The 19922-nt window shown below is 56.3% G+C and carries 16 protein-coding genes; 12 read left to right on the top strand and 4 right to left on the bottom strand.

Going from position 1 to position 19922, the window contains the following annotated elements; translation table 11 throughout:
- Nucleotides 1–83 precede the first annotated feature (83 nt).
- Nucleotides 84–1559: an aminoacyl-histidine dipeptidase gene (locus tag HMPREF1487_RS06995; RefSeq protein ID WP_010795925.1), complete on the bottom strand. Its 1476-nt coding sequence runs from the start codon at nucleotides 1557–1559 to the stop codon at nucleotides 84–86.
- Between the two features lie 106 nt (nucleotides 1560–1665).
- Nucleotides 1666–2031, bottom strand: coding sequence for an HdeA/HdeB family chaperone (locus HMPREF1487_RS06990; RefSeq protein WP_010795924.1), 366 nt, complete (start codon nucleotides 2029–2031; stop codon nucleotides 1666–1668).
- Nucleotides 2032–2750: 719 nt separating this feature from the next.
- Here HMPREF1487_RS06990 and HMPREF1487_RS06985 point away from each other — a divergent pair.
- Both HMPREF1487_RS06985 and HMPREF1487_RS06980 read left to right on the top strand, forming a co-directional pair.
- Nucleotides 2751–3638, top strand: a complete 888-nt coding sequence (locus HMPREF1487_RS06985) for a manganese catalase family protein (RefSeq protein ID WP_010795923.1) — start codon at nucleotides 2751–2753, stop codon at nucleotides 3636–3638.
- A gap of 198 nt (nucleotides 3639–3836) precedes the next feature.
- Nucleotides 3837–4370, top strand: coding sequence for an ankyrin repeat domain-containing protein (locus HMPREF1487_RS06980; protein ID WP_010795922.1), 534 nt, complete (start codon nucleotides 3837–3839; stop codon nucleotides 4368–4370).
- A 52-nt stretch (nucleotides 4371–4422) separates the two neighbouring features.
- Here HMPREF1487_RS06980 and rtcA read toward each other — a convergent pair whose 3' ends face one another.
- On the bottom strand, nucleotides 4423–5442 hold the full coding sequence (gene rtcA, locus HMPREF1487_RS06975; RefSeq protein ID WP_010795921.1) for an RNA 3'-terminal phosphate cyclase: 1020 nt from the start codon (nucleotides 5440–5442) through the stop codon (nucleotides 4423–4425).
- A gap of 58 nt (nucleotides 5443–5500) precedes the next feature.
- Nucleotides 5501–6721 (bottom strand): RtcB family protein, encoded by a 1221-nt coding sequence (locus tag HMPREF1487_RS06970; RefSeq protein ID WP_010795920.1) that lies wholly within the window; start codon nucleotides 6719–6721, stop codon nucleotides 5501–5503.
- A gap of 472 nt (nucleotides 6722–7193) precedes the next feature.
- On the opposite strand from HMPREF1487_RS06970, the gene HMPREF1487_RS06965 reads away from it, so the two are divergent.
- The 10 genes from HMPREF1487_RS06965 to HMPREF1487_RS06920 all read left to right on the top strand — a co-directional run bounded on the left by HMPREF1487_RS06965 (nucleotide 7194) and on the right by HMPREF1487_RS06920 (nucleotide 19919).
- Nucleotides 7194–8339 carry a pectate lyase family protein gene (locus tag HMPREF1487_RS06965; protein ID WP_010795919.1) on the top strand — a complete coding sequence of 382 codons (1146 nt, stop codon included), beginning with the start codon at nucleotides 7194–7196 and terminating at the stop codon, nucleotides 8337–8339.
- 175 nt (nucleotides 8340–8514) lie between these two features.
- The gene (locus HMPREF1487_RS06960) at nucleotides 8515–9654 is read left to right on the top strand and encodes a pectate lyase family protein (RefSeq protein WP_010795918.1); all 1140 of its coding nucleotides are present in this window, start codon (nucleotides 8515–8517) and stop codon (nucleotides 9652–9654) included.
- Nucleotides 9655–9914: 260 nt separating this feature from the next.
- Nucleotides 9915–11057, top strand: a complete 1143-nt coding sequence (locus HMPREF1487_RS06955) for a pectate lyase family protein (protein ID WP_010795917.1) — start codon at nucleotides 9915–9917, stop codon at nucleotides 11055–11057.
- Nucleotides 11058–11510: 453 nt separating this feature from the next.
- Complete coding sequence (locus HMPREF1487_RS06950) at nucleotides 11511–12968, top strand: alginate export family protein (RefSeq protein ID WP_010795916.1); 1458 nt, start codon at nucleotides 11511–11513, stop codon at nucleotides 12966–12968.
- A gap of 28 nt (nucleotides 12969–12996) precedes the next feature.
- The gene (gene mhpT / locus HMPREF1487_RS06945; RefSeq protein ID WP_010795915.1) at nucleotides 12997–14244 is read left to right on the top strand and encodes a 3-(3-hydroxy-phenyl)propionate transporter MhpT; all 1248 of its coding nucleotides are present in this window, start codon (nucleotides 12997–12999) and stop codon (nucleotides 14242–14244) included.
- Between the two features lie 9 nt (nucleotides 14245–14253).
- Complete coding sequence (locus HMPREF1487_RS06940) at nucleotides 14254–14817, top strand: DUF3237 domain-containing protein (protein WP_010795914.1); 564 nt, start codon at nucleotides 14254–14256, stop codon at nucleotides 14815–14817.
- 172 nt (nucleotides 14818–14989) lie between these two features.
- A complete protein-coding gene (locus tag HMPREF1487_RS06935; protein ID WP_010795913.1) occupies nucleotides 14990–15820 on the top strand; it encodes a p-hydroxycinnamoyl CoA hydratase/lyase in 831 nt (276 codons plus the stop codon).
- Between the two features lie 108 nt (nucleotides 15821–15928).
- Nucleotides 15929–17380, top strand: coding sequence for an aldehyde dehydrogenase (locus tag HMPREF1487_RS06930; RefSeq protein ID WP_010795912.1), 1452 nt, complete (start codon nucleotides 15929–15931; stop codon nucleotides 17378–17380).
- 122 nt (nucleotides 17381–17502) lie between these two features.
- Entirely contained in the window at nucleotides 17503–19401 is a 1899-nt protein-coding gene (locus tag HMPREF1487_RS06925) for a feruloyl-CoA synthase (RefSeq protein WP_010795911.1), read from the top strand.
- Nucleotides 19398–19919: a DUF3237 domain-containing protein gene (locus HMPREF1487_RS06920; protein WP_010795910.1), complete on the top strand. Its 522-nt coding sequence runs from the start codon at nucleotides 19398–19400 to the stop codon at nucleotides 19917–19919. The genes HMPREF1487_RS06925 and HMPREF1487_RS06920 overlap by 4 nt, the downstream gene beginning before the upstream one ends.
- Nucleotides 19920–19922: the final 3 nt, after the last annotated feature.

Below are 19922 nucleotides of genomic sequence, written 5' to 3'. Positions count from 1 at the left end.
GGTTGTGAGGCAGAGGTATTGATATATGTCATGGTGCCTGCAATAAGCCAGGCACCATGATACGTGGTCAGGCTCAACGGGCGTCAGGAAACCTTGAAGCCCGGCTTGATATGCGCTACTAGATCAAGGAAAAGCGTCCATGTACGCTCGGTAGACGAAATGCTCAAGCATTCATCGGGCGAGTGTGCGTTACGGATGTCCGGGCCGAACGAGATCATATCAACATCCTGCAGCTTGGCGCTGAACACACCGCACTCCAGTCCCGCATGGATTCCTGCCACTTCAGGAGCACGGCCATATTGAGTGGTGAAACGTTCAACAAACAGATCGCGTAACGGAGATTCCGGCCGGAAGGGCCAGGCAGGATAACCATCATGCAGTTCGAAGCGTGCACCGATCACACGTGCCAGAGCTTCGAGCTTGGCAACGGTCGCCTCCATTTGTGAGGGCTGCGAACTGCGGCTGGCACTGCCAAGGCTTATCTCGTCGCCTACGATATCCAGCGTGCCCAGATTGGTGGAAGTTTCTACAAGGCCGGCTATGTCCGGGCTCATGCGTTGAACACCTTGGGGCATCAGGATCAAGGCCTCACTAAGGGCCGTGGTCGTGGTTTTGGCAAAGCAGCGCTCCGGCATGGACGCGGCTTCTAGTGCGAGTTCAAGGCCGGGGTCGGCCGTCACGTATTCCTGTGAAAGCCGTTCGTACCATGTCTTCAAGGTGGCGTCGAAAGCGTCGATGTTGTCTGGAGAGATAAGCAGCGTGACTTCAGCGCGGCGGGGTATCGCATTACTTTTGCCCGAGCCTCCCTGTACATGCGCAACGCGGACATCGTGTCTTGCCAGCAGATCACTCAGGATGCGCCCCAATAACAGAATCGCATTACCACGTGGCGTATGAATATCCAGGCCTGAATGTCCCCCTTTAAGGCCGCGTACGTGCAGCTTCATGGCTCTTGAGCCGGCAGGAACGTCGCTCCACTGGATCGGAAGACGCATATCGCTGCGATTGCCACCCGAGCAGCTGGTAAATAGCAGCCCCTCTTCTTCGCTATCGATATTAAGAAACAAGCGACCCTTCAGGCTGGATGTATCAAGTTTTGAGGCTCCTCTGAGGCCTACCTCTTCCTGGGACGTGAAAATAGCCTCTAGTGGAGGGTGCGGAATGTCGCGGCTTTCCAGCAATGCCAGCATGAACGCCACGGCAATGCCGTTATCGGCGCCCAGGGTAGTGCCATCAGCCTTGAGCAAGTCGCCTTCGATACGCAGCGAGATAGGGTCGCGGTTGAAGTCGATGGGGTTGCCTTCGTTCTTCTCGCACACCATATCGGTATGCCCCTGCAGGATGGTTACAGGCGCATCTTCATAACCAGCGCTACCTGGCTTGCGGATAATGACGTTATCCAAGGCATCACGTTCGGCCTGCAGGCCATGGCGATCGGCAAATGCCATCAGGTGATCGGCAACAGCCTGCTCGTGGAAAGAGGGGCGGGGAATAGCGGAAAGTGCTGCGAAATGACGAAAAACTGCAGCCGGGGCAAGATGCTCAACAGAGGCCGACATGATGGCTCCAGAAAAAGGAAAACGTTGAGCGTCGGCTGATGCTGCTGGCGAGTCAAGCAGTTTTACCCATGAAGCACCCGCCAGAGCGCTTCATGAGAAGGGCGGCTTACTGGTTCATGCGCTGGCGATAATCCACCAGCTCCTTGCCCAGCGCCTCGGTGGCATCCTGAAGCGTATCGATCGGACGCTTGCGGCAATAGTCACTGATCCACTGCATGCGCAGGCCGTCATCCATGCCTTCTGAAATATTCTTGATTCCACTGCGGGTGGACTCATTGAAGAAGGTGAAATAACCCGACACCCACTCACTGGCATACGGCTTGTCAGCGCTCCAGGTACTGAGCAGGTCACGGCAGGTCTTGGATCCAATACCCAACGCCTTGATGGGCTCATCTCCATCAGCAGCAAACGCCCCTTGCGCCAGGCTGCTTATCAGTGCCAGCGTCATGGCTATCCCTGTCATTCGTTTCATGGTCGTCCTCATGGGTTGGAAGCAAAAAGCGCTTGGACCTTATAAAGAGTGAAGGATTCGCTGGCAATCGTAACGTCTAAAATCTGCCTTCAGGTTTGCAGCTTCGTTCCTTCATATGAAACGTTAGTTTGTGTTTTCACGGCACAATGTTTTAGAGGTAGCCATCTGGGCTTTCTGGCGCGTCGCATTAGTATCTGGAGAGGTTTGGCTTAGAGTAGGGCAAGTGAAAAAAGAGAGGTGAAGCGGACACGTATTTCTCAAGGTGAGCGGTGAGGCAGATGAAGTCATAGACGGAGCAGCAATAGAAGAAGCCGTGAAAGATTTGTCTCAATCAGTGACTGATAGGTCTGTTTTCGAACGAGTAAGCCACGAGGCAGGAAAAGATTTTCAGCCGACCAGCGGCAGAGAGAGTTAAAGGATGAAAAGCGCCATTTAAAGCCTGCTTGTAACGACATGGAAACGCCTTGCAGGCTCCGAAAACACTGACCTAAAGCCGCTTCGCTGCGTTTACTCAATAAGACTTTCTAATTAGCTTGATAGATAAAAGCATTCAAGATAACGGTCGCCTACTCTGAACTATCTGGAGCCAAACTGCCTCCACTTCTACAGAGCCTGTACATGACGTCGTTAAGCAGGCTCCTACACCATTGGTGTCATCAAAACCAAAAGGGAAGTAGTGGGATAAGGACAGCGTGATTAAATCTGGATAGGAGAGCTGTATGTTCGTTCATAACAAACGACTTCAGTATACCGTTCGTGTAGCTGGTCCCAACCCGGGCCTGGCCAATCTAATGCTTGAGCAGTTTGGCGGTCCTCAAGGCGAACTCGCGGCTGCGATGCGCTATTTCACTCAGGGTCTGGCCGAAGACGATGCAGGTCGTAAAGATATGCTGATGGATATCGCGACCGAAGAGCTTAGCCACCTGGAAATCATTGGCTCCATCGTCGGTATGTTGAACAAGGGCAACAAAGGCCAACTGGCCGAAGGCATCGAAGAAGAAGCTGAGTTGTACCGTAGCATCACCGGAGCGGGTAACGATTCTCACATTACATCGGTTCTGTACGGTGGTGGCGCACCGCTCACCAACTCTGCAGGTGTACCGTGGACAGCAGCTTATATCGATACCATCACTGAGCCGACTGCTGACCTGCGTTCCAACATCGCCGCCGAAGCGCGTGCGAAGATTGTGTATGAGCGCCTGATCAACCTCACTGACGACGTAGGCGTGAAAGATGCCTTACAGTTCCTGATGACGCGCGAAATCGCTCACCAGAAGTCCTTCGAGAAAGCTCTGCACTCCATGCAGCCCAACTTCCCTCAGGGCAAGCTGCCAGGCAAGCCGGAATTCGCCAACGTGTACTTCAGTATGTCCCAGGGCGAAGGCGATATGCGTGGTCCTTGGAACCAGGGTGGCGAGTGGGAATACGTAGAAAGCCCGCAACCTGCTGTTGATGGCGGTGATGGCTTGGCTACTGTCAATCTGCCTGCCAAAGACATGAAAGTGGTCGAGCAGATGGTCAAGCGCACAGCGTCCGATCCGGCCAGCAACCCTCTGACGGGGGCTGATCTGGGCTCTGGCATGGCTACGCAAAAGAAAGAAGTCTGACGCTTTTCTATTAGATGATTACCCGTGCATGGCTTGGCTGTGGTCTGACACCACACCCTGCCATGCAGGGTTCTTATGTAAAACCTTGCGTGAGCCGATAGATACGTTCTTCACCCCGGCACTCATCAGGACGAATTAAAATGGCGGAACGCAGTCGCAATAAACGGCACTGTTATTACCGCATATCAAGGAAGCGAGATGACTGAAGAAAACCGCGACGCACAACTTTCCGAAGACCAGGCGATTGAGTTCGCCCATCAAGTACTCGATTTGGCGCGCAGTGGCGATGCAGTCACATTGGGCAAGCTGCTGGATAAGGGGCTGCCCCCCAACTTACGCACCAGCAAAGGTGACACACTGCTAATGCTGGCCAGCTACCATGGACAGCTTGATGCGGTACGTACATTGCTCGATCATGGCGCTGACCCGAATATCTGCAACGATAACGGCCAGAGTCCTATTGCGGGTGCAGCCTTCAAGGGCAATCTGCCAATGGTAAAGCTGTTGGTTGAGCAGGGTGCCGATGTGGAAGGCGTATCCCCGGATGGCAAGACCGCACTGATGATGGCTGCGATGTTCAATCGGGCCGAAATCGCCGAATACCTGATCGAAAAAGGCGCCAATATTAACGCCCAGGATGCTAACGGTGTAACGCCTCTTGCAGCTGCACAACGTATGGGCGCGCCTGAAACGGTTGCGTTGCTGGAACGAATTCAAGAGCTGCAAAAGTAGGCAGCCTGTTTATGAGAAAGGCGCCTGTCAGGCGCCTTTTTTGGTTTCGAGCCTAGTGTGACTCTAACCGTACCTGATAGCAGTCACCGCTCAAGGGTTCGATCACGATGCGGACCGGGCAGAACCGCTGGATGACCTCGGCATTACTACGCAAATGCTCAGACGCATGCAGGCAGGTGAAACGGCCGCTGCCCGCCAACAACAGGGGCAGCAAGAGCTGGTCCGCCAGATGCTCGCCTACGGCAGCACCGCTGTGCTCAAAGGCGAGCAGTTCATCAATGGCATGATTGGCGACCTGTTCTGCCCTGACGCGGCTTTGCCCGAACGCAGCGAACACCTCGGTAACCGCCTCGTACTGTTGCTCGATTAGCACTACGTTTCCAGGCCCCTGCGCTCTGTGTAACTGAACGGTATGCAGGTTGTCCTGAGACCAGCCCAAACGTTGTGCCACTTGGTTTAGCTCGCGCGTGCCTATCGACTCGGGCAGGCCCGCCAGAAGCGCTTGCGCCTGCTGGCTGACCAATTGACCACGGTCTTCCAATATCAACGGACTCAACCTGCTGGGTTGGATCACTACCGTCATCTCACCTCCACCCGCAGGAGCAAAGCCATGACGGATGAGGTCCAGCTCTATATGGGCGCCCATCCGTTTCAGTAACGGTAGCCATGCTTTTTGCAGGAAGTCGACTGGTGGTGCAGCAGGATTGTGCGTTCCGCCTTTCAGTCTCAGGCGACTGGGAGCAGGTGCCTTGAGCAGGGCGGGCAACACGGTCTGCAGGACAAGTACACAGCTGCCTGCCGTGCTGATGGCAAATTCATAATTACCACCCTTGATTGCGCCAGGCTGAAAACGCAGGCTCAGCGAGCTCAGCTCCGCACCCTCAAGCGTTGCATCGCATATCGCGGCGGCCGCTTGCACGGCTGTCAGGTGCTGGCGAAGCAGGCCAGGGCGGCTCCGCTTCGCACGAATATTGATGATACTGAACGGCTGGCCCGTGATCATGGACAGGCTCAAGGCGCTACGCAGGATCTGACCACCGCCGATCGACCCGTCCACTTGTAGTTCTTCCATGGTGAAAACCTTTTTTGTCGTGCAGTTCAATCTGCTTTCATTCGTCCAGTGAAGCTGATCAGCCTTTGACGCATACCACCTGACGCAGGGTGTGCACCACTTCCACCAGGCTGCGCTGGGCTTCCATTACACGGTCGATGTCTTTATAGGCCATCGGGATCTCATCGATGACGTTGGCATCCTTTCGGCATTCCACATGTGCGGTAGCGCGTACCTGGTCCTCGACCGTAAACAGGTTCTTGGCCTTGGTCCGGCTCATGGTTCGTCCGGCGCCATGGCTGCAGGAACAGAATGACTCCTCGTTGCCCAGGCCGCGAACGATAAAGCTCTTGGCACCCATGGAGCCGGGAATGATGCCCAATTCGCCCTTCTTGGCTGATACCGCCCCTTTGCGGGTAATCAGTACCTCCTGACCGAAATGCTGTTCTTTCTGCACGTAGTTATGGTGGCAGTTGACCGCTTCCAGGTTTGCCTCAAACGGCTTGGTGATGACCTTTCGGGCCGCATCGATCACTGCGTGCATCATCAGGGCGCGGTTCTGTTTGGCAAAGTCCTGCGCCCAGGCGACAGCCTCGACATAATCGTTGTAGTGCTTGCTGCCCTCCTCGAAGTACGCCAAGTCCTTATCAGGAAGATTGGCGATATGCTGTTGCATGTCTTTTTTTGCCAGCTCGATGAACAGATTGCCAATGGCGTTGCCAACACCACGCGAGCCGCTGTGCAGCATGAACCAGACCCGCTGGGCTTCGTCCAGACAGACCTCGATAAAATGGTTCCCGGTACCCAAAGTACCCAGGTGGTTGCGGTTGTTGGTCTTTTCCAGTTTCGGGTATTTATCGGTAATGGCCTTGAAACGCTTGGCCAGGCTGGACCAGGCATGATCGGCCATATCAGGTACGTTCTGCCAGGCACCCTGGTCGCGGCGGCCAAAAGTCTTGCCGTGGGGAACGGCCTTTTCGATGGAGCTGCGTAGCGGTTGCAGGTTGTCAGGCAGGTCTGAAGCCATCAGTGACGTACGCGCCGCGATCATTCCGCAGCCGATGTCGACGCCCACCGCCGCAGGGATGATGGCGCCCACAGTTGGGATAACGCTACCGATAGTGGAGCCTTTACCCAGGTGGACATCCGGCATTACTGCCAGATGCTTGAAGATGAATGGCATCTTGGCTGTATTCATCAGTTGCTGTTTGGCATCGCCTTCGACCGGGACGCCTTCGGTCCACATCTTGATAGGCTTGCCGTTGGCTACTTCAAGAAGCTGATAATTCTGCTTGTCCATTTCTACGCTACTCCATGGGTTGTCTGTGAGATGCAGGCAAACACGCTGCAACCTTCATATCCCTGGGTATAGCAGAGGGCGTGCCATTGTTTTAAAAGCGCTTGTCTTTAACTTTAAATTATTGAAATTTAAGGATTTTGTTGAGATTTTTTTGAGAAAGAGCTGATTGGTCTATTCTGATTTACGATATTTTTATCTACCACCTTATAAATTTATATAGCCATGGCTTCCCTCTACCTTGCGTCTCATGATTTAGTCATCCGGCATCTTGAGATGACGCCTCTGTTCGTTCATCAGCCGACCAGCTGTCGGTAAAACTTATCTTGGGCAGTTGCTTTACAAGAAATTAAGATGGACTATTGTGGTATGACGACATACAGCATATAGCTATCGTCTAGAGTCACATCTAAGGTTTTATTGCGTAATTTTGTTGTAAGCGGCAATTCCATACTAATAAAAACAGGAAGCTGGTATGACAACTAAGTCTATTCTGCAGGCTAGGTCTACATGGGTAACAGGCGTGTTGTTGCTGGCAGTCAGCACGAGCAGTCTGGCAGCCCATGTGCGCGAAGTGGCGACGTCCGGCTGGGCAACCCAGAACGGTGGTACACGTGGAGGCTCTGCCGCCATGGGAACCGATATCTATACTGTACGTTCTGCCACCGAGCTCAAACAGGCGCTAAGTGCAAACGCTGCAAGCAGTGGGCGCATCATCAAGATTGTCGGAACGATCGATATCAGTGACGGAAAACCCTTTACCAGTACGAGCGACATGGCCGAACGCGGCCTGCTGAATGTTCCGGGCAATACGACCATTATTGGTTTGGGCAAGCAGGCCGGTATTGTGGATGGGTTCTTCATGATCAAGCAGAACAACGTGATCATGCGTAATCTCACGATCGAAAATGCCTGGGACCCTTCGCCTACCTGGGATCCGGATGACGGTGATCTGGGTAACTGGAATTCGGAATTCGATGGCGTCACGATCAGCGGTGCCAGTAACGTCTGGCTCGATCATCTGACCTTTACGGACGGCGGGCGCCTGGACGATCCGAATGAGATCGGCAATGGTATTCATATCCAGCATCATGACGGCGCTCTTGATGTAGTGTTGGGTGCGAACTACGTCACTGTATCCAATACCGTATTCAAACTGCACGACAAGAACATCCTGATCGGTAACAGCGATAGCCGCGGTACTACTGATAGCGGCAAGCTGAAAGTCACTATCCACAATTCGGTTTTTCAGGATGTAGGCCAGCGCGCACCACGGGTACGGTTCGGGCAGGTGCATCTGTACAACAACCTTCACCTTGGCAATACCAAGGACGCTGTTTATCCCTTTGTTTACGCCCACGGAGTAGGTAAGTCCTCCGCCATTCTCTCGGAAGCTAATGTCTTCGCGATTTCCGGTATCAGCGGGTGTGACCAGGTAACGGCCAATTGGGGTGGCACGGTTTACAAGGATGTCGGTTCGCTTATCAATGGTCGGAAAATGACCTGCTCGTGGGATCCGAATATCGGTTGGGCTCCGCCGTATCGATATACCAAATTACCAGCTTCACTCGTACCGCTTGCCGTACCCGTGAGAGCCGGTGCAGGCAGGATCAACTTCTAGCGAGCCAGCATTCGTCTCGGTTGGCTTTAAACATCCTTTTGAACATTAAATGCCTGAGCGTTATGGCTCAGGTGTTTCTCGAAGATGTCTTTGTTCAGCCTAATACCAATATGCCGGTATTTAGATTGTTAGATTTATAAATGAGTGGCAGTGAACCCAACGTAGGAAAAACAAGATGAAGATGAAGTGTGGGCAACTCAAGGTATTAACGTTGAGCGCGGGTCTGTTGATGTCTGTCATGGCCTCGAGCAGCTTTGCCGCCGACGTACTGGAAGCCGCCAGTACCGGCTGGGCTACGCAGAATGGCGGTACGAAAGGCGGCGCGGCGGCGTCGTCGGTCAATGTCTACACCGTACGCAATGCAACAGAACTCAAGAATGCGCTGAAAGCCACCGCCAGCAGCCGTATCATCAAGGTCTCCGGCAAGATTGATATCAGTGACGGCAAGGCCTACTCCACGACCAGCGACATGAAAAGCCGCGCACAACTGAACGTACCGGCTAACACGACCATTGTGGGCCTGGGCTCTACTGCGCAGATCGTTAACGGGTTTTTCATGATCAAGGAAAATAACGTGATCATGCGCAACCTGACTATCGAGAACCCATGGGACCCAGTGCCGGTCTGGGATCCGGATGATGGTAGTCTGGGTAACTGGAACTCGGAGTTCGATGGCGTCACCATTGAAGGGGCCAATAATGTCTGGATTGATCATCTGACCTTTACCGATGGCAGCCGTCCGGATGATCCAAACGAGATCAAGAACGGGCGGCATGTACAGCATCACGACGGTGCGCTGGATGTGAAGAAGGGCGCGAACTACGTGACCATCTCCCATACCATCTTCAAGCTGCACGACAAGAATATCCTGATCGGCTCCAGTGATAGCGCCAGCTCGACGGACAGCGGAAAGCTCAAAGTCACCATTCATAACTCGATCTTCGAAAACGTTTCTCAGCGTGCCCCACGTGTGCGTTTCGGGCAGGTACACCTGTACAACAACCTGCATGCCGGCAATACGAAGGATCCCGTCTACCCGTTCTACTCGGCCCATGGTGTCGGCAAGTCTTCAGCGATTCTGTCCGAGGCCAATGCCTTTAACATCAGTGGTATCAGCAGCTGCGACAAGGTCACTGCGCAGAACGGCGGCTCTGTCTACAAGGACGTTGGTTCATTGATTAACGGCGTCACAATGACCTGCTCCTGGGACGCCAATATTGGTTGGACGCCCCCTTACAAGTACACCAAGATGGCCGCTTCGCTGGTAGCTTCCAGCGTTCAGTCTTCTGCTGGCGCAGGCAAAATCAGTTTCTGATTGACTGCTGACGATTCTGGCCCCTCTGGTGCTTTTGCTAGAGGGGTTTCTTGTCTACCACACAAGCCGTTGTGCGTCGTTTATCGGCCTGCATGTCATGGAACCTCGACGCGTCGACAGACGAAAGCAGAGACGCTACTCATTTTGGTTGAGAGCTATCTTTAGAAATCTAAAAATTCCAATATGACATTATTGCAGTGAAACTCATTTGCGTTGAGCCTGCGTGCGCGTTACAGACACTAAACAGTAAGGACGTGTACATGACCATGAAATCAGGCTCGCTCAAGAAGCCGGCTTTACTGGGCGCAGGCGTGGTGCTGTTGACCGCGGCCGCCAGCACCTTTGCAGCGGATATGCGTGAGGCGGCCAGTACAGGCTGGGCTACGCAAAACGGGGGAACCAAGGGTGGCGCAGCTGCAGCCTCCGCCAATATCTATACCGTACGCACCGCCAATGACCTGAAGAACGCGTTGAAGGCCTCGGCCAGCAGCCGCATTATCAAGGTATCCGGCAAGATCGATATCAGTGAAGGCAAGGCTTATACCAGTACCAGCGAGATGAAAAAGCGCGCTGAGCTGGTTGTGCCTGGTAACACCACGATTGTGGGTCTGGGCTCTACTGCGCAGATCGTCAACGGGTTTTTCATGATCAAGGAAAACAACGTGATCATGCGTAACCTGACCATCGAAAATCCGTGGGACCCCACGCCGGTTTTCGATCCGGATGATGGCGATGCCGGTAACTGGAACTCCGAGTACGACGGCGTCACGGTACAGGGCGCGAGTAACGTCTGGATCGACCATATGACGTTTACCGACGGTAGCCGCCCTGATGATCCGAGCGAGATCAAGAAGGGTCGCCATGTGCAGCATCATGACGGGGCGCTGGACGTGAAGAAGGGCGCCAACTACGTCACCATCTCCAACACCGTGTTCAAGCTGCACGACAAGAACATCCTGATCGGCTCCAGCGACAGTGCCAGCTCGACCGACAAGGGCAAGTTGAAGGTCACTATCCACAACTCGGTTTTCGAGAACGTTACGCAGCGTGCGCCGCGTGTACGGTTTGGTCAGGTTCACCTGTACAACAACCTGCACACAGGTAACACAAAGGACGCGGTCTATCCGTTCTATTCCGCCCATGGAGTAGGCAAGTCATCGGCTATCCTGTCCGAGGCCAATGCCTTCAACATCAGCGGCATTAGCAGTTGTGACAAGATCACCGCCAAGAATGGCGGCTCTGTCTACAAGGACGCCGGCTCGCTGATCAATGGCGTTTCCATGAAATGCTCATGGAATTCCAATATCGGTTGGACGCCTCCTTACAAATACACCAAGATGGCGGCTTCCCTCGTGGCCTCCAAGGTGCCTTCCGAGGCTGGCGCAGGCAAGATCAGTTTCTGACCCGTCTGACCGCCATCTGCCTTTAAGGGGGTGGCGGTTTTTTGCCTATCTTCTCGCCTTTTCTATCCCTTCCTGTCTGGCATGCTGCTTTGCGCGCGATACATCCATTTGCATGCTTAGCCATCTAAATAGTTAATAATTATAACGTTCGATAATCGATCGTTAAGACCGTTAATGTCTTGACGGTAGGCAGGCTGACGTCAAGTATCCAGAAGGCAAGCACATAGAGATGAAGCCAACGGCATTCATCCAAAAGTTAATAATAAAAACAATATGGGGCTAGTCTATGTTCATTCGTACCGATTCACCCGCTTACCCTGCGTTATTCATCTTCCGTATTCATACCGTTTTTCGGCTACCTCGGCACGTTAACGACGTGTCGCTGCTCTCCGGCTGACCAAGACCTTTCGTTTCCCAGCACTGATCCACAACAACAATAAACAGGTATCGGTCATGTCCTTATCGCTTTCCTGGCGTGCCGGCGCGCTGGCGCCCTCATGCCTTGCTGTTGCGTTATCCGGAGTTTCCCTGGCGGTTCAGGCTGCCCCTTCGGTGGTACTGGAGCAGTCGCGTCCTGCGCCGCTCGATAATGCTCTGGAAAAAGCACGTCCTCTACCACCCGGGCCGCCTCGCTGGGCGGAGGACTATCGGTTTCTGGACGATGCGTCCAAGCGGAGCGACTTTTTTGATCCGCTCCGTTATCAGCGGCTGTCCGATTCGGCCTGGGTCCAGTTTGGTGCGGAAGCGCGCTACCGTGCGGATACCATCAATAACCCCGTCTTTGGGCTGCGTGGTGTGAACAAGGATTCCTACATTCAGCAACGGCTTCAGGTCCATGGTGATCTGCATCTCTTGGATGACCAAGTCCGTGCGTTCGTCCAGCTGGAAAACACCCGGGCCTGGAACAAGGCGCTTTACGGGCCGTATGACCAGAGCAGGACGGAGCTGCATCAGGCCTTTATCGACATCAATACCAATACCCTGGGCGGGCGGCTGATGACGCGGGTAGGGCGTCAAGAGCTGGGTTACGGCAACCAGGCGTTTGTTACCTACCGTGATGCACGCAATATCCGGCTCAATTTCGATGGGGTACGCCTGAGCTATTCCCGTCCCGGCGGCTACAAGCTCGATGCCTTTGGCTTGCGTCCCGTCGAGACAGGCGAAGACAGCTTTGATGATGGCTCCAACAATAACGTCAAGTTTTATGGGTTGTACGGCACGCTACCGCTGACAGCCATCCTGAAAATGGATGTATACGGATTTGGCCTGGAAACCAACGAGCGCACCCTGGATGGGCTGACTGGAAGCGAAAAGCGCTACACCGGAGGCGTGCGGCTGTTTGGCAAGCAGGCCGGTTGGGACTGGTCGTGGGATCTGGCCTACCAGGGTGGTCATCTGGAAGGGGCGCGTATTCGTGCCTGGGGTATCAGCAGCGAGACGGGATATACCTTCAGGCAGCCCTGGAAGCCACGATTGGCGGTGCGTTTCGATGCCGCCAACGGTGATGACCGCTTTGGTGATGACAAGGTTGGCACGTTCGACCCGCTGTTTCCCAAGAATGGTTTTTATGGAGATTCGGGACTGACCACCCTTTCGAACATGTATCTGATCGGCCCGCTGCTGACATTCGCCCCACGCGAGTACCTGCAGCTGGAGGCCGGTGCCTTTGCCGTCTGGCGTGAAAGCACCCGCGATGGCGTTTATCTGCCGGGCATGTCCTATGTACCGGGAACGCCCAACAGCTCATCGCCCAAAACGGGCAACCTGTTTCGCAACAATCTGCGCTGGCTACCGACCGCCAACCTGACCGTGGACCTGGAATACAGCTATTTCCAGGCGGGTAAGGCCGTGCGGCAGGCCAATGGCTCGGATACCCACTTCGGCATGGTTTCAACAACGTTCCGTTTCTGATGCGCCTGACCCATGAGGAGGTTTCGCTATGACTACGCTCGGGATGGCTGATGCCCGTACACGCCTGACCATAGGGTTGTGCTTTGTAGTGGCTCTGCTGGAGGGAATGGATCTGCAGGCCATGGGCATCGCAGCGCCCAGTATGGCTGCCGCGTTTGGCTTCAAGCCGGCGCAGATGGGGCTGGTCTTCAGTGCCAGCATTCTGGGCTTGCTGCCGGGGGCTTTTTTAGGAGGTTGGTGCGCCGATCGGATCGGGCGCAAAAAGGTGCTGATTGCCTCGGTTGTGCTGTTTGGTCTCTTTTCGCTGGCCAGCGCTCATGTCTGGGATATGCAGAGCCTGTTGATCGCACGCTTCATGACCGGCATCGGGCTGGGTGGGGCGTTACCCAACCTGATTGCCCTATCCTCCGAGTCGGCCGGCGAGCGTGCCCGCAATACAGCGGTAAGCCTGATGTATTGCGGTGTGCCACTGGGTGGTGCGCTGGCGGCCATTGTTGGTCTGCTGGAGACCGGGCTGGGCTGGCGGACGGTATTTTATGTAGGAGGCTTTGCGCCGCTTCTGGTGGCGCCCCTGCTGGGCGTGTATCTGATGGAGTCATCGGCATTCGTCAAAAGCCGGCAGGCGGCCCGGGCAACCGAGCAGTCCATTCGCACCTGGGATGGCCTCTTTCATCAGGTAAGGGCATCCACCACGCTGATGCTGTGGGTCAGCTACTTTTTTACCCTGACGGTGATGTACATGCTGCTCAACTGGCTGCCATCGCTGCTGGTTGGGCAGGGGTTCACCCGCAGCCAAGCCGTGACGGTTCAGATCCTGTTCAATATCGGTGGCGGTATCGGCTCGGTCCTGTTCGGTCTACTGATGGACCGCTGGAAACCCCGAATCGTCGTGGTCGCCATCTACGCCGGTATCTTGGCCGGACTGGCGGGGCTTGGGCTTTCGAGCAGCTTTGCCGGGGTCATCATGGCGGGATTCCTGGCGGGCCTCTTTGTAGTAGGCGGCCAGTTGGTGCTGTATGCGCTGGCGCCTCTGGTGTATCCGGCGGCCGTACGAGCGACCGGGGTGGGCTCAGCCGTGGCGATCGGACGATTAGGCGCCATGGCCGGTCCGCTCCTGGCCGGTCAGGTACTGGCCATGGGCGGCGCGGCATCGACCCTGGTCATCGCAACAGCCCCCGGCGTGCTGATCGCTGCGGCGTCTGTGCTCTGCCTGCTCAACCGACAGGCCGCCAAGCCGGTCAGCACAGGTGTGCTGGCAGGTGAACCGGCTCATTAAGGAGAAACCATGTTCAGATCTCTATGGGTAGCCGCCTTGTTGACGGCTAGCACGTTACTGTCAGGCGTCTCGCTGGCAGAGGAAGCACGGGAAAAGCCTGCCTTTGATCCGCCGCCGCTTGGGTTGGAAAGATTGGCCCGGTTTGAGGTCGATCTGACGGCGCCTGTCTGGGAGCTTGGCAAGACGAGCGAGCTGGGCAAACGCCGAATCATCCCGATTACCGGTGGCCGCTTTGAGGGGCCATCGTTCAAGGGAGAAATTCTTAACAACGGCGCGGATTGGCAGGTCGTGACCGACGATGGGCTGGCCATCATCGATACACGCTACCTGCTCAAGACCGATGACGGCGCACTTGTTTACCTGCAAACCAAGGGGTACCGCTACGGTCCGCCAGAGGTGATGAAGGATGTGGCCGCCGGAAAGCCTGTCGATCCGAGCAAATACTTTTTCAAGGTCACGATGACATTTGAAACCAGCGCCGAGAAGTATGACTGGCTCAATCGGGCCATCGGCGTTGGCAGTGCCATGCGCCTGGGCAAGGCTGTGGTGTATGACGCCTATCTTCTCAAATGATTGATTGGACTAACTATTTGGGTGACGCCTCGAAATATGTCAAAAGGAGGCCGGGTCTTGGCGGCATAGGAGGGGCATAAATAATTGTAAAAAGCTAAAAATAGTTAATTGACATAACTATTTTTCTGCCTTAGCTTGGACTCACAAGAAGCACAACAACAAGGGTTCCGCCATGAGCAATTATGAAGGTCGCTGGAAAACGGTAGAGGTGAAGGTCGAAGAGGGCATTGCCTGGGTGACCCTTAATCGTCCCGAAAAGCGCAACGCTATGAGCCCGACGCTGAACCGGGAAATGCGCGAGATTCTGGAAACGCTGGAACAGGATGCCGATGCCGGGGTAGTGGTACTGACCGGGGCCGGCGATGCCTGGACAGCAGGCATGGACCTCAAGGAATATTTCCGCGAGGTGGATGCAGGCCCTGAGATTCTTCAGGAAAAAATCCGCCGTGAGGCCTCCGAATGGCAGTGGAAGCTGCTGCGAATGTACAGCAAGCCGACCATTGCCATGGTCAACGGCTGGTGTTTTGGCGGTGGCTTCAGCCCGCTGGTGGCCTGTGATCTGGCCATTGCCGCCGATGAGGCCACGTTTGGTCTCTCCGAAGTCAACTGGGGTATTCCGCCTGGCAATCTGGTGAGCAAGGCGATGGCGGATACAGTTGGCCATCGTGAGTCGCTCTATTACATCATGACAGGGCGTACCTTCGATGGGGTCAAGGCTGCCCAGATGGGGCTGGTCAACAAGAGTGTCCCGCTGGCGCAGTTGCGCGAGGAAACCGTCACCCTGGCGCGTGAGCTGCTTGAAAAGAATCCGGTGGTGCTGCGGGCGGCCAAGATTGGCTTCAAGCGCTGCCGTGAACTCAACTGGGAGCAGAACGAAGACTACCTGTACGCCAAGCTTGACCAGGCTCGCCTGCGCGATCCCGAGCATGGCCGTGAAGAAGGCATGAAGCAGTTCCTCGATGAGAAAAGTATCAAGCCGGGTCTGCAAACCTACCGTCGTTAAAGCGCCGGATACCCTTGCGCCTGTGTAGCCACTGAGCTGCCCAGGCAGGCGTTCGGACGTATGCTGTTATGTGCAGTTCCTGACAATTACAAAAACGAGGATCGCATCATGTACGAGGTTTCCCTGCTGATTGGTGGCCGTCACGTGCAGGCTTCCAATGGGCGCCAGTTCGAGCGTCGCAATCCGTTGACCGAGCAAGCCGTCACTCGCGCAGCCGCAGCCAGCCTTGAAGACGCTGATGCTGCTGTCGCGGCGGCGCAAGCAGCGTTCCCAGCCTGGGCGGCGCTGGGCCCTAATGAGCGCCGGACACGCTTGCTCAAGGCTGCTGAACTCATGGCCAGTCGCGCGGATCAGTTCGTGGCGGCTGGACAAGGCGAGACGGGCGCCATGCCCAACTGGTATGGCTTCAATGTCCATCTGGCCGCCGGCATCCTGCGTGAGGCGGCCTGCATGACAACCCAGATCACCGGACAGATCATCCCTTCCGATCTGCCGGGCTCGATGGCCATGGCAGTGCGCCAGCCCTGTGGCGTGGTCGTCGGCATCGCACCGTGGAATGCGCCGGTCATCCTGGCGACCCGTGCGATTGCCATGCCGCTGGCCTGCGGCAATACCGTAGTGCTAAAAGCCTCCGAACTGTGCCCCGCCGTGCATGCGTTGATCGGTGATGTGCTTCATGAAGCCGGGCTGGGTGACGGAGTGATTAACGTTATCCACAACGCACCAGAGGATGCGCCGACTATCGTCGAGCGGCTGATTGCAAACCCGGCGGTACGCCGCGTCAATTTCACGGGCTCTACAAGAGTAGGCAAGATCATCGGGGAGCTGGCTGCGCGCCATCTCACCCCGGCGGTGCTGGAGCTGGGCGGCAAAGCGCCGCTTCTGGTGCTGGATGATGCAGACCTGGATGCTGCGGTAGAGGCTGCTGCCTTTGGTGCTTTCTTCAACCAGGGCCAAATCTGTATGTCGACCGAGCGGCTGATCGTGCACGAGTCCATTGCCAATACGTTCGTGAGCAAGCTGGCCGACAAGGCCAGAACGTTGCTTGCAGGCGACCCGCAGGCCAGCACCTCGGTCCTGGGGGCGTTGATCGACCGGGCCCCGGCCGAGCGTTTGCAGGCATTGATGGATGATGCATTGACCAAGGGTGCGCGCTTGGCAGCAGGCGGGGAGATCAATGGCTGCTTGATGCAGGCGACTGTGATCGATGGCGTAACGCCCGACATGAAGCTCTACCGCGAAGAGTCCTTTGGCCCGATGGTGTCAGTCATTCGGGTAAAGGACGACGAAGAGGCGCTGCACGTGGCCAACGACTCCGAGTACGGCCTGTCTGCCGCCGTGTTCAGCCGCGACGTGAATCGCGCTCTAGGATTGGCGCAGCGGATCGAGTCCGGTATCTGCCATATCAATGGGCCGACAGTGCATGACGAAGCCCAGATGCCGTTCGGCGGTGTGAAAGGCAGCGGCTATGGCAGTTTTGGCTCGGCGGCTTCGGTCGAGCATTTTACCCAGCTGCGCTGGATTACGCTCCAGACAACGCCCCGACATTACCCCATCTGAACCCACGCTATTCCTGGCAACAACAATGACAACACCGGCCTGAAACAGGCTGGCCATGCATGGGGCCTGGTGCGCGAATTCAGTCGTGCTCGGCCCCTGCGTGCCAACAGGAGGTATGCGACGTGAACTGCGAGTCCGAGCTGTGCATTGAAAAGGTCGGTGCGGCCAAGCCCCGATACCGTTCGGTGTCGATCGGCCATCCGGCCGTAGACATCCGCCATGAGCAGAATGGCACTATCCGCATGCAGGCTCTGGAACCCCTGGCGCCGTTACCGCAGCGCTTGCTTGATCGCCTGGTCCATTGGGCCAGGGTACGGCCCGATCAAACCTTTGTAGCTGCACGTGAACAGGGTGGGGAGTGGCGGCGCATCACCTACGCCGACATGCTCCAGCGCGCACGTGCCATCGCACAGACCCTGCTGGGGTTTGGGCTTTCTGCCGAGCGCCCATTGGTCATCCTGTCCGGGAACGATCTTGAACATTTTCAGCTGTGCATGGGCGCGCTCTATGCAGGTATTCCCTATTGCCCGGTCTCACCAGGGTATTCGCTGCTTTCCCAGGATCTGGGCAAGCTCAAGCATGTAATCGATCTGCTTGATCCTGGCATGGTGTTCGCCTGTGACGGTGAGCTGTACCGCCGCGCCATCGAGGCGCGTGTGCCAGCGGAGGTGCCCGTGATCCTGACGCGGGGTGATCTTGACGGGCGGCTCTGTATTGCATTCGAGGAGTTGCTCGCCCAGCCCGGCGGCGCCGAGGCGGATGCGGCTTTTGAGGCCACAGGGCCGGACAGCATTGCCAAGTTTCTCTTCACCTCCGGTTCTACCAAGCTGCCAAAGGCGGTAGTCACTACCCAGCAAATGCTCTGCGCCAATCAGCAGATGCTGCTGCAAACCTTTCCCACCTTTGGCGAGGAGCCGCCTGTGCTGGTGGACTGGCTCCCGTGGAATCACACCTTTGGCGGCAGCCACAACATCGGCATCGTGCTTTATAACGGTGGCAGCTTCTATTTGGATGAGGGCAAGCCTACGCCGCAGGGCATGGCTGAAACCTTGCGCAATCTGCGGGAGATTTCACCTACCGCGTACCTGACCGTGCCCAAGGGCTGGGAAGAGTTGGTTACTGCACTGGAAAATGATCTTGAGTTGCGTGAGCGCTTTTTCGCCAAGATAAAGTTGTTCTTCTTTGCCGCTGCAGGGCTTTCTCAAAGTGTCTGGGATCGTCTGGATCGTGTAGCGGAGCGGCATTGCGGCGAGCGTATCCGCATGATGGCCGGGCTTGGCATGACTGAAACGGCGCCGTCCTGCACCTTTACTACCGGGCCACTGTCCATGGCGGGCTATGTCGGGCTACCGGCGCCGGGCTGTGAGGTCAAGCTGGTGCCGGTGGACGGCAAGCTCGAGGCACGCTTTCGCGGACCGCACGTGATGCCGGGCTATTGGCGCTCACCAGAGCACAACGCCCAGGCCTTTGACGAAGAAGGCTTCTACTGTACCGGCGATGCGCTCAAGTTCGCGGACCCGCAGCAGCCGCACCTGGGGCTGATGTTCGATGGGCGGATCGCTGAAGACTTCAAGCTATCGTCCGGTGTGTTCGTCAGTGTGGGGCCGTTACGCACACGCGTGGTGCTGGAAGGCGCGCCCTATGTCCAGGATGCGGTCATTGTCGGCCCGGACCACGACTGCCTTGGCCTGCTGATCTTTCCCCGTCTGCCTGAGTGCCGAGCCTTGTCCGGCCTGGGTGATGATGCCTCGTCCGCCGATGTGCTGGCCTCACCTTCAGTACGCGCCTGGCTTGCCGGGCTGCTCAGGCGGCTCAATCGGGAGGCAACCGGCAGTGCCAGCCGGGTGGAGTGGGCCTGCCTGCTCGATGAGCCGCCCTCTATCGATCGAGGTGAAATCACGGACAAGGGTTCGATCAACCAGCGCGCCGTGTTGCAGTGGCGAGCGGATCGGATCAAGACAATCTGCCAGGGCAATGACGCCTCGGTTGTTCGTTTCGAGGCGATGGAGGCAGCGCGATGAACAATTCTGTGGGGATCAAAGCGCGTACTGTGATGGGACTCGTCACCGGATGGATGCTTTTATCGATGATGACCACTGCCCAAGCGGCCACCGGTGTGGCTCCCCAGACGGAGCTGGTTTACGAGGCGACCGTGGAGATTGCCGATACCGTGTCCCTGGGCAAAGGCCCCCTGGGGGAGCGTCGTATCGTACCGATTACCGGCGGACGTTTCGTTGGTCCCAGGCTGCGTGGCAAGGTCTTGCCGGGCGGGGCGGATCGGCAGCTGGTCCGTGCCGATGGCGTCCAGCAGCTCGATGCCTTGTATGAGATGCGCACCCATGATGGCGCGATCCTGACGATCCACAATCAGGCCCTGATCCACGAGCTGGATACCAAGCCCTACGCCTTCTCCACACTAATCATTACCGCTCCGGACGGCCCTTACGGCTGGTTGAATCGCTACGTTTATGCCGGAACCGTCGAAAGGGCACCCTTGCAGCGCAATGCCGTACTGATTCGCGTGTACCGCCTCAAATAGGAA

Source organism: Pseudomonas sp. HPB0071 (genome assembly GCF_000478505.2).
Taxonomy (GTDB): domain Bacteria; phylum Pseudomonadota; class Gammaproteobacteria; order Pseudomonadales; family Pseudomonadaceae; genus Chryseomonas; species Chryseomonas luteola.
Note: the sequence above shows the minus strand (reverse complement) of the source record. Positions and strands in the feature narration are given on the sequence as shown.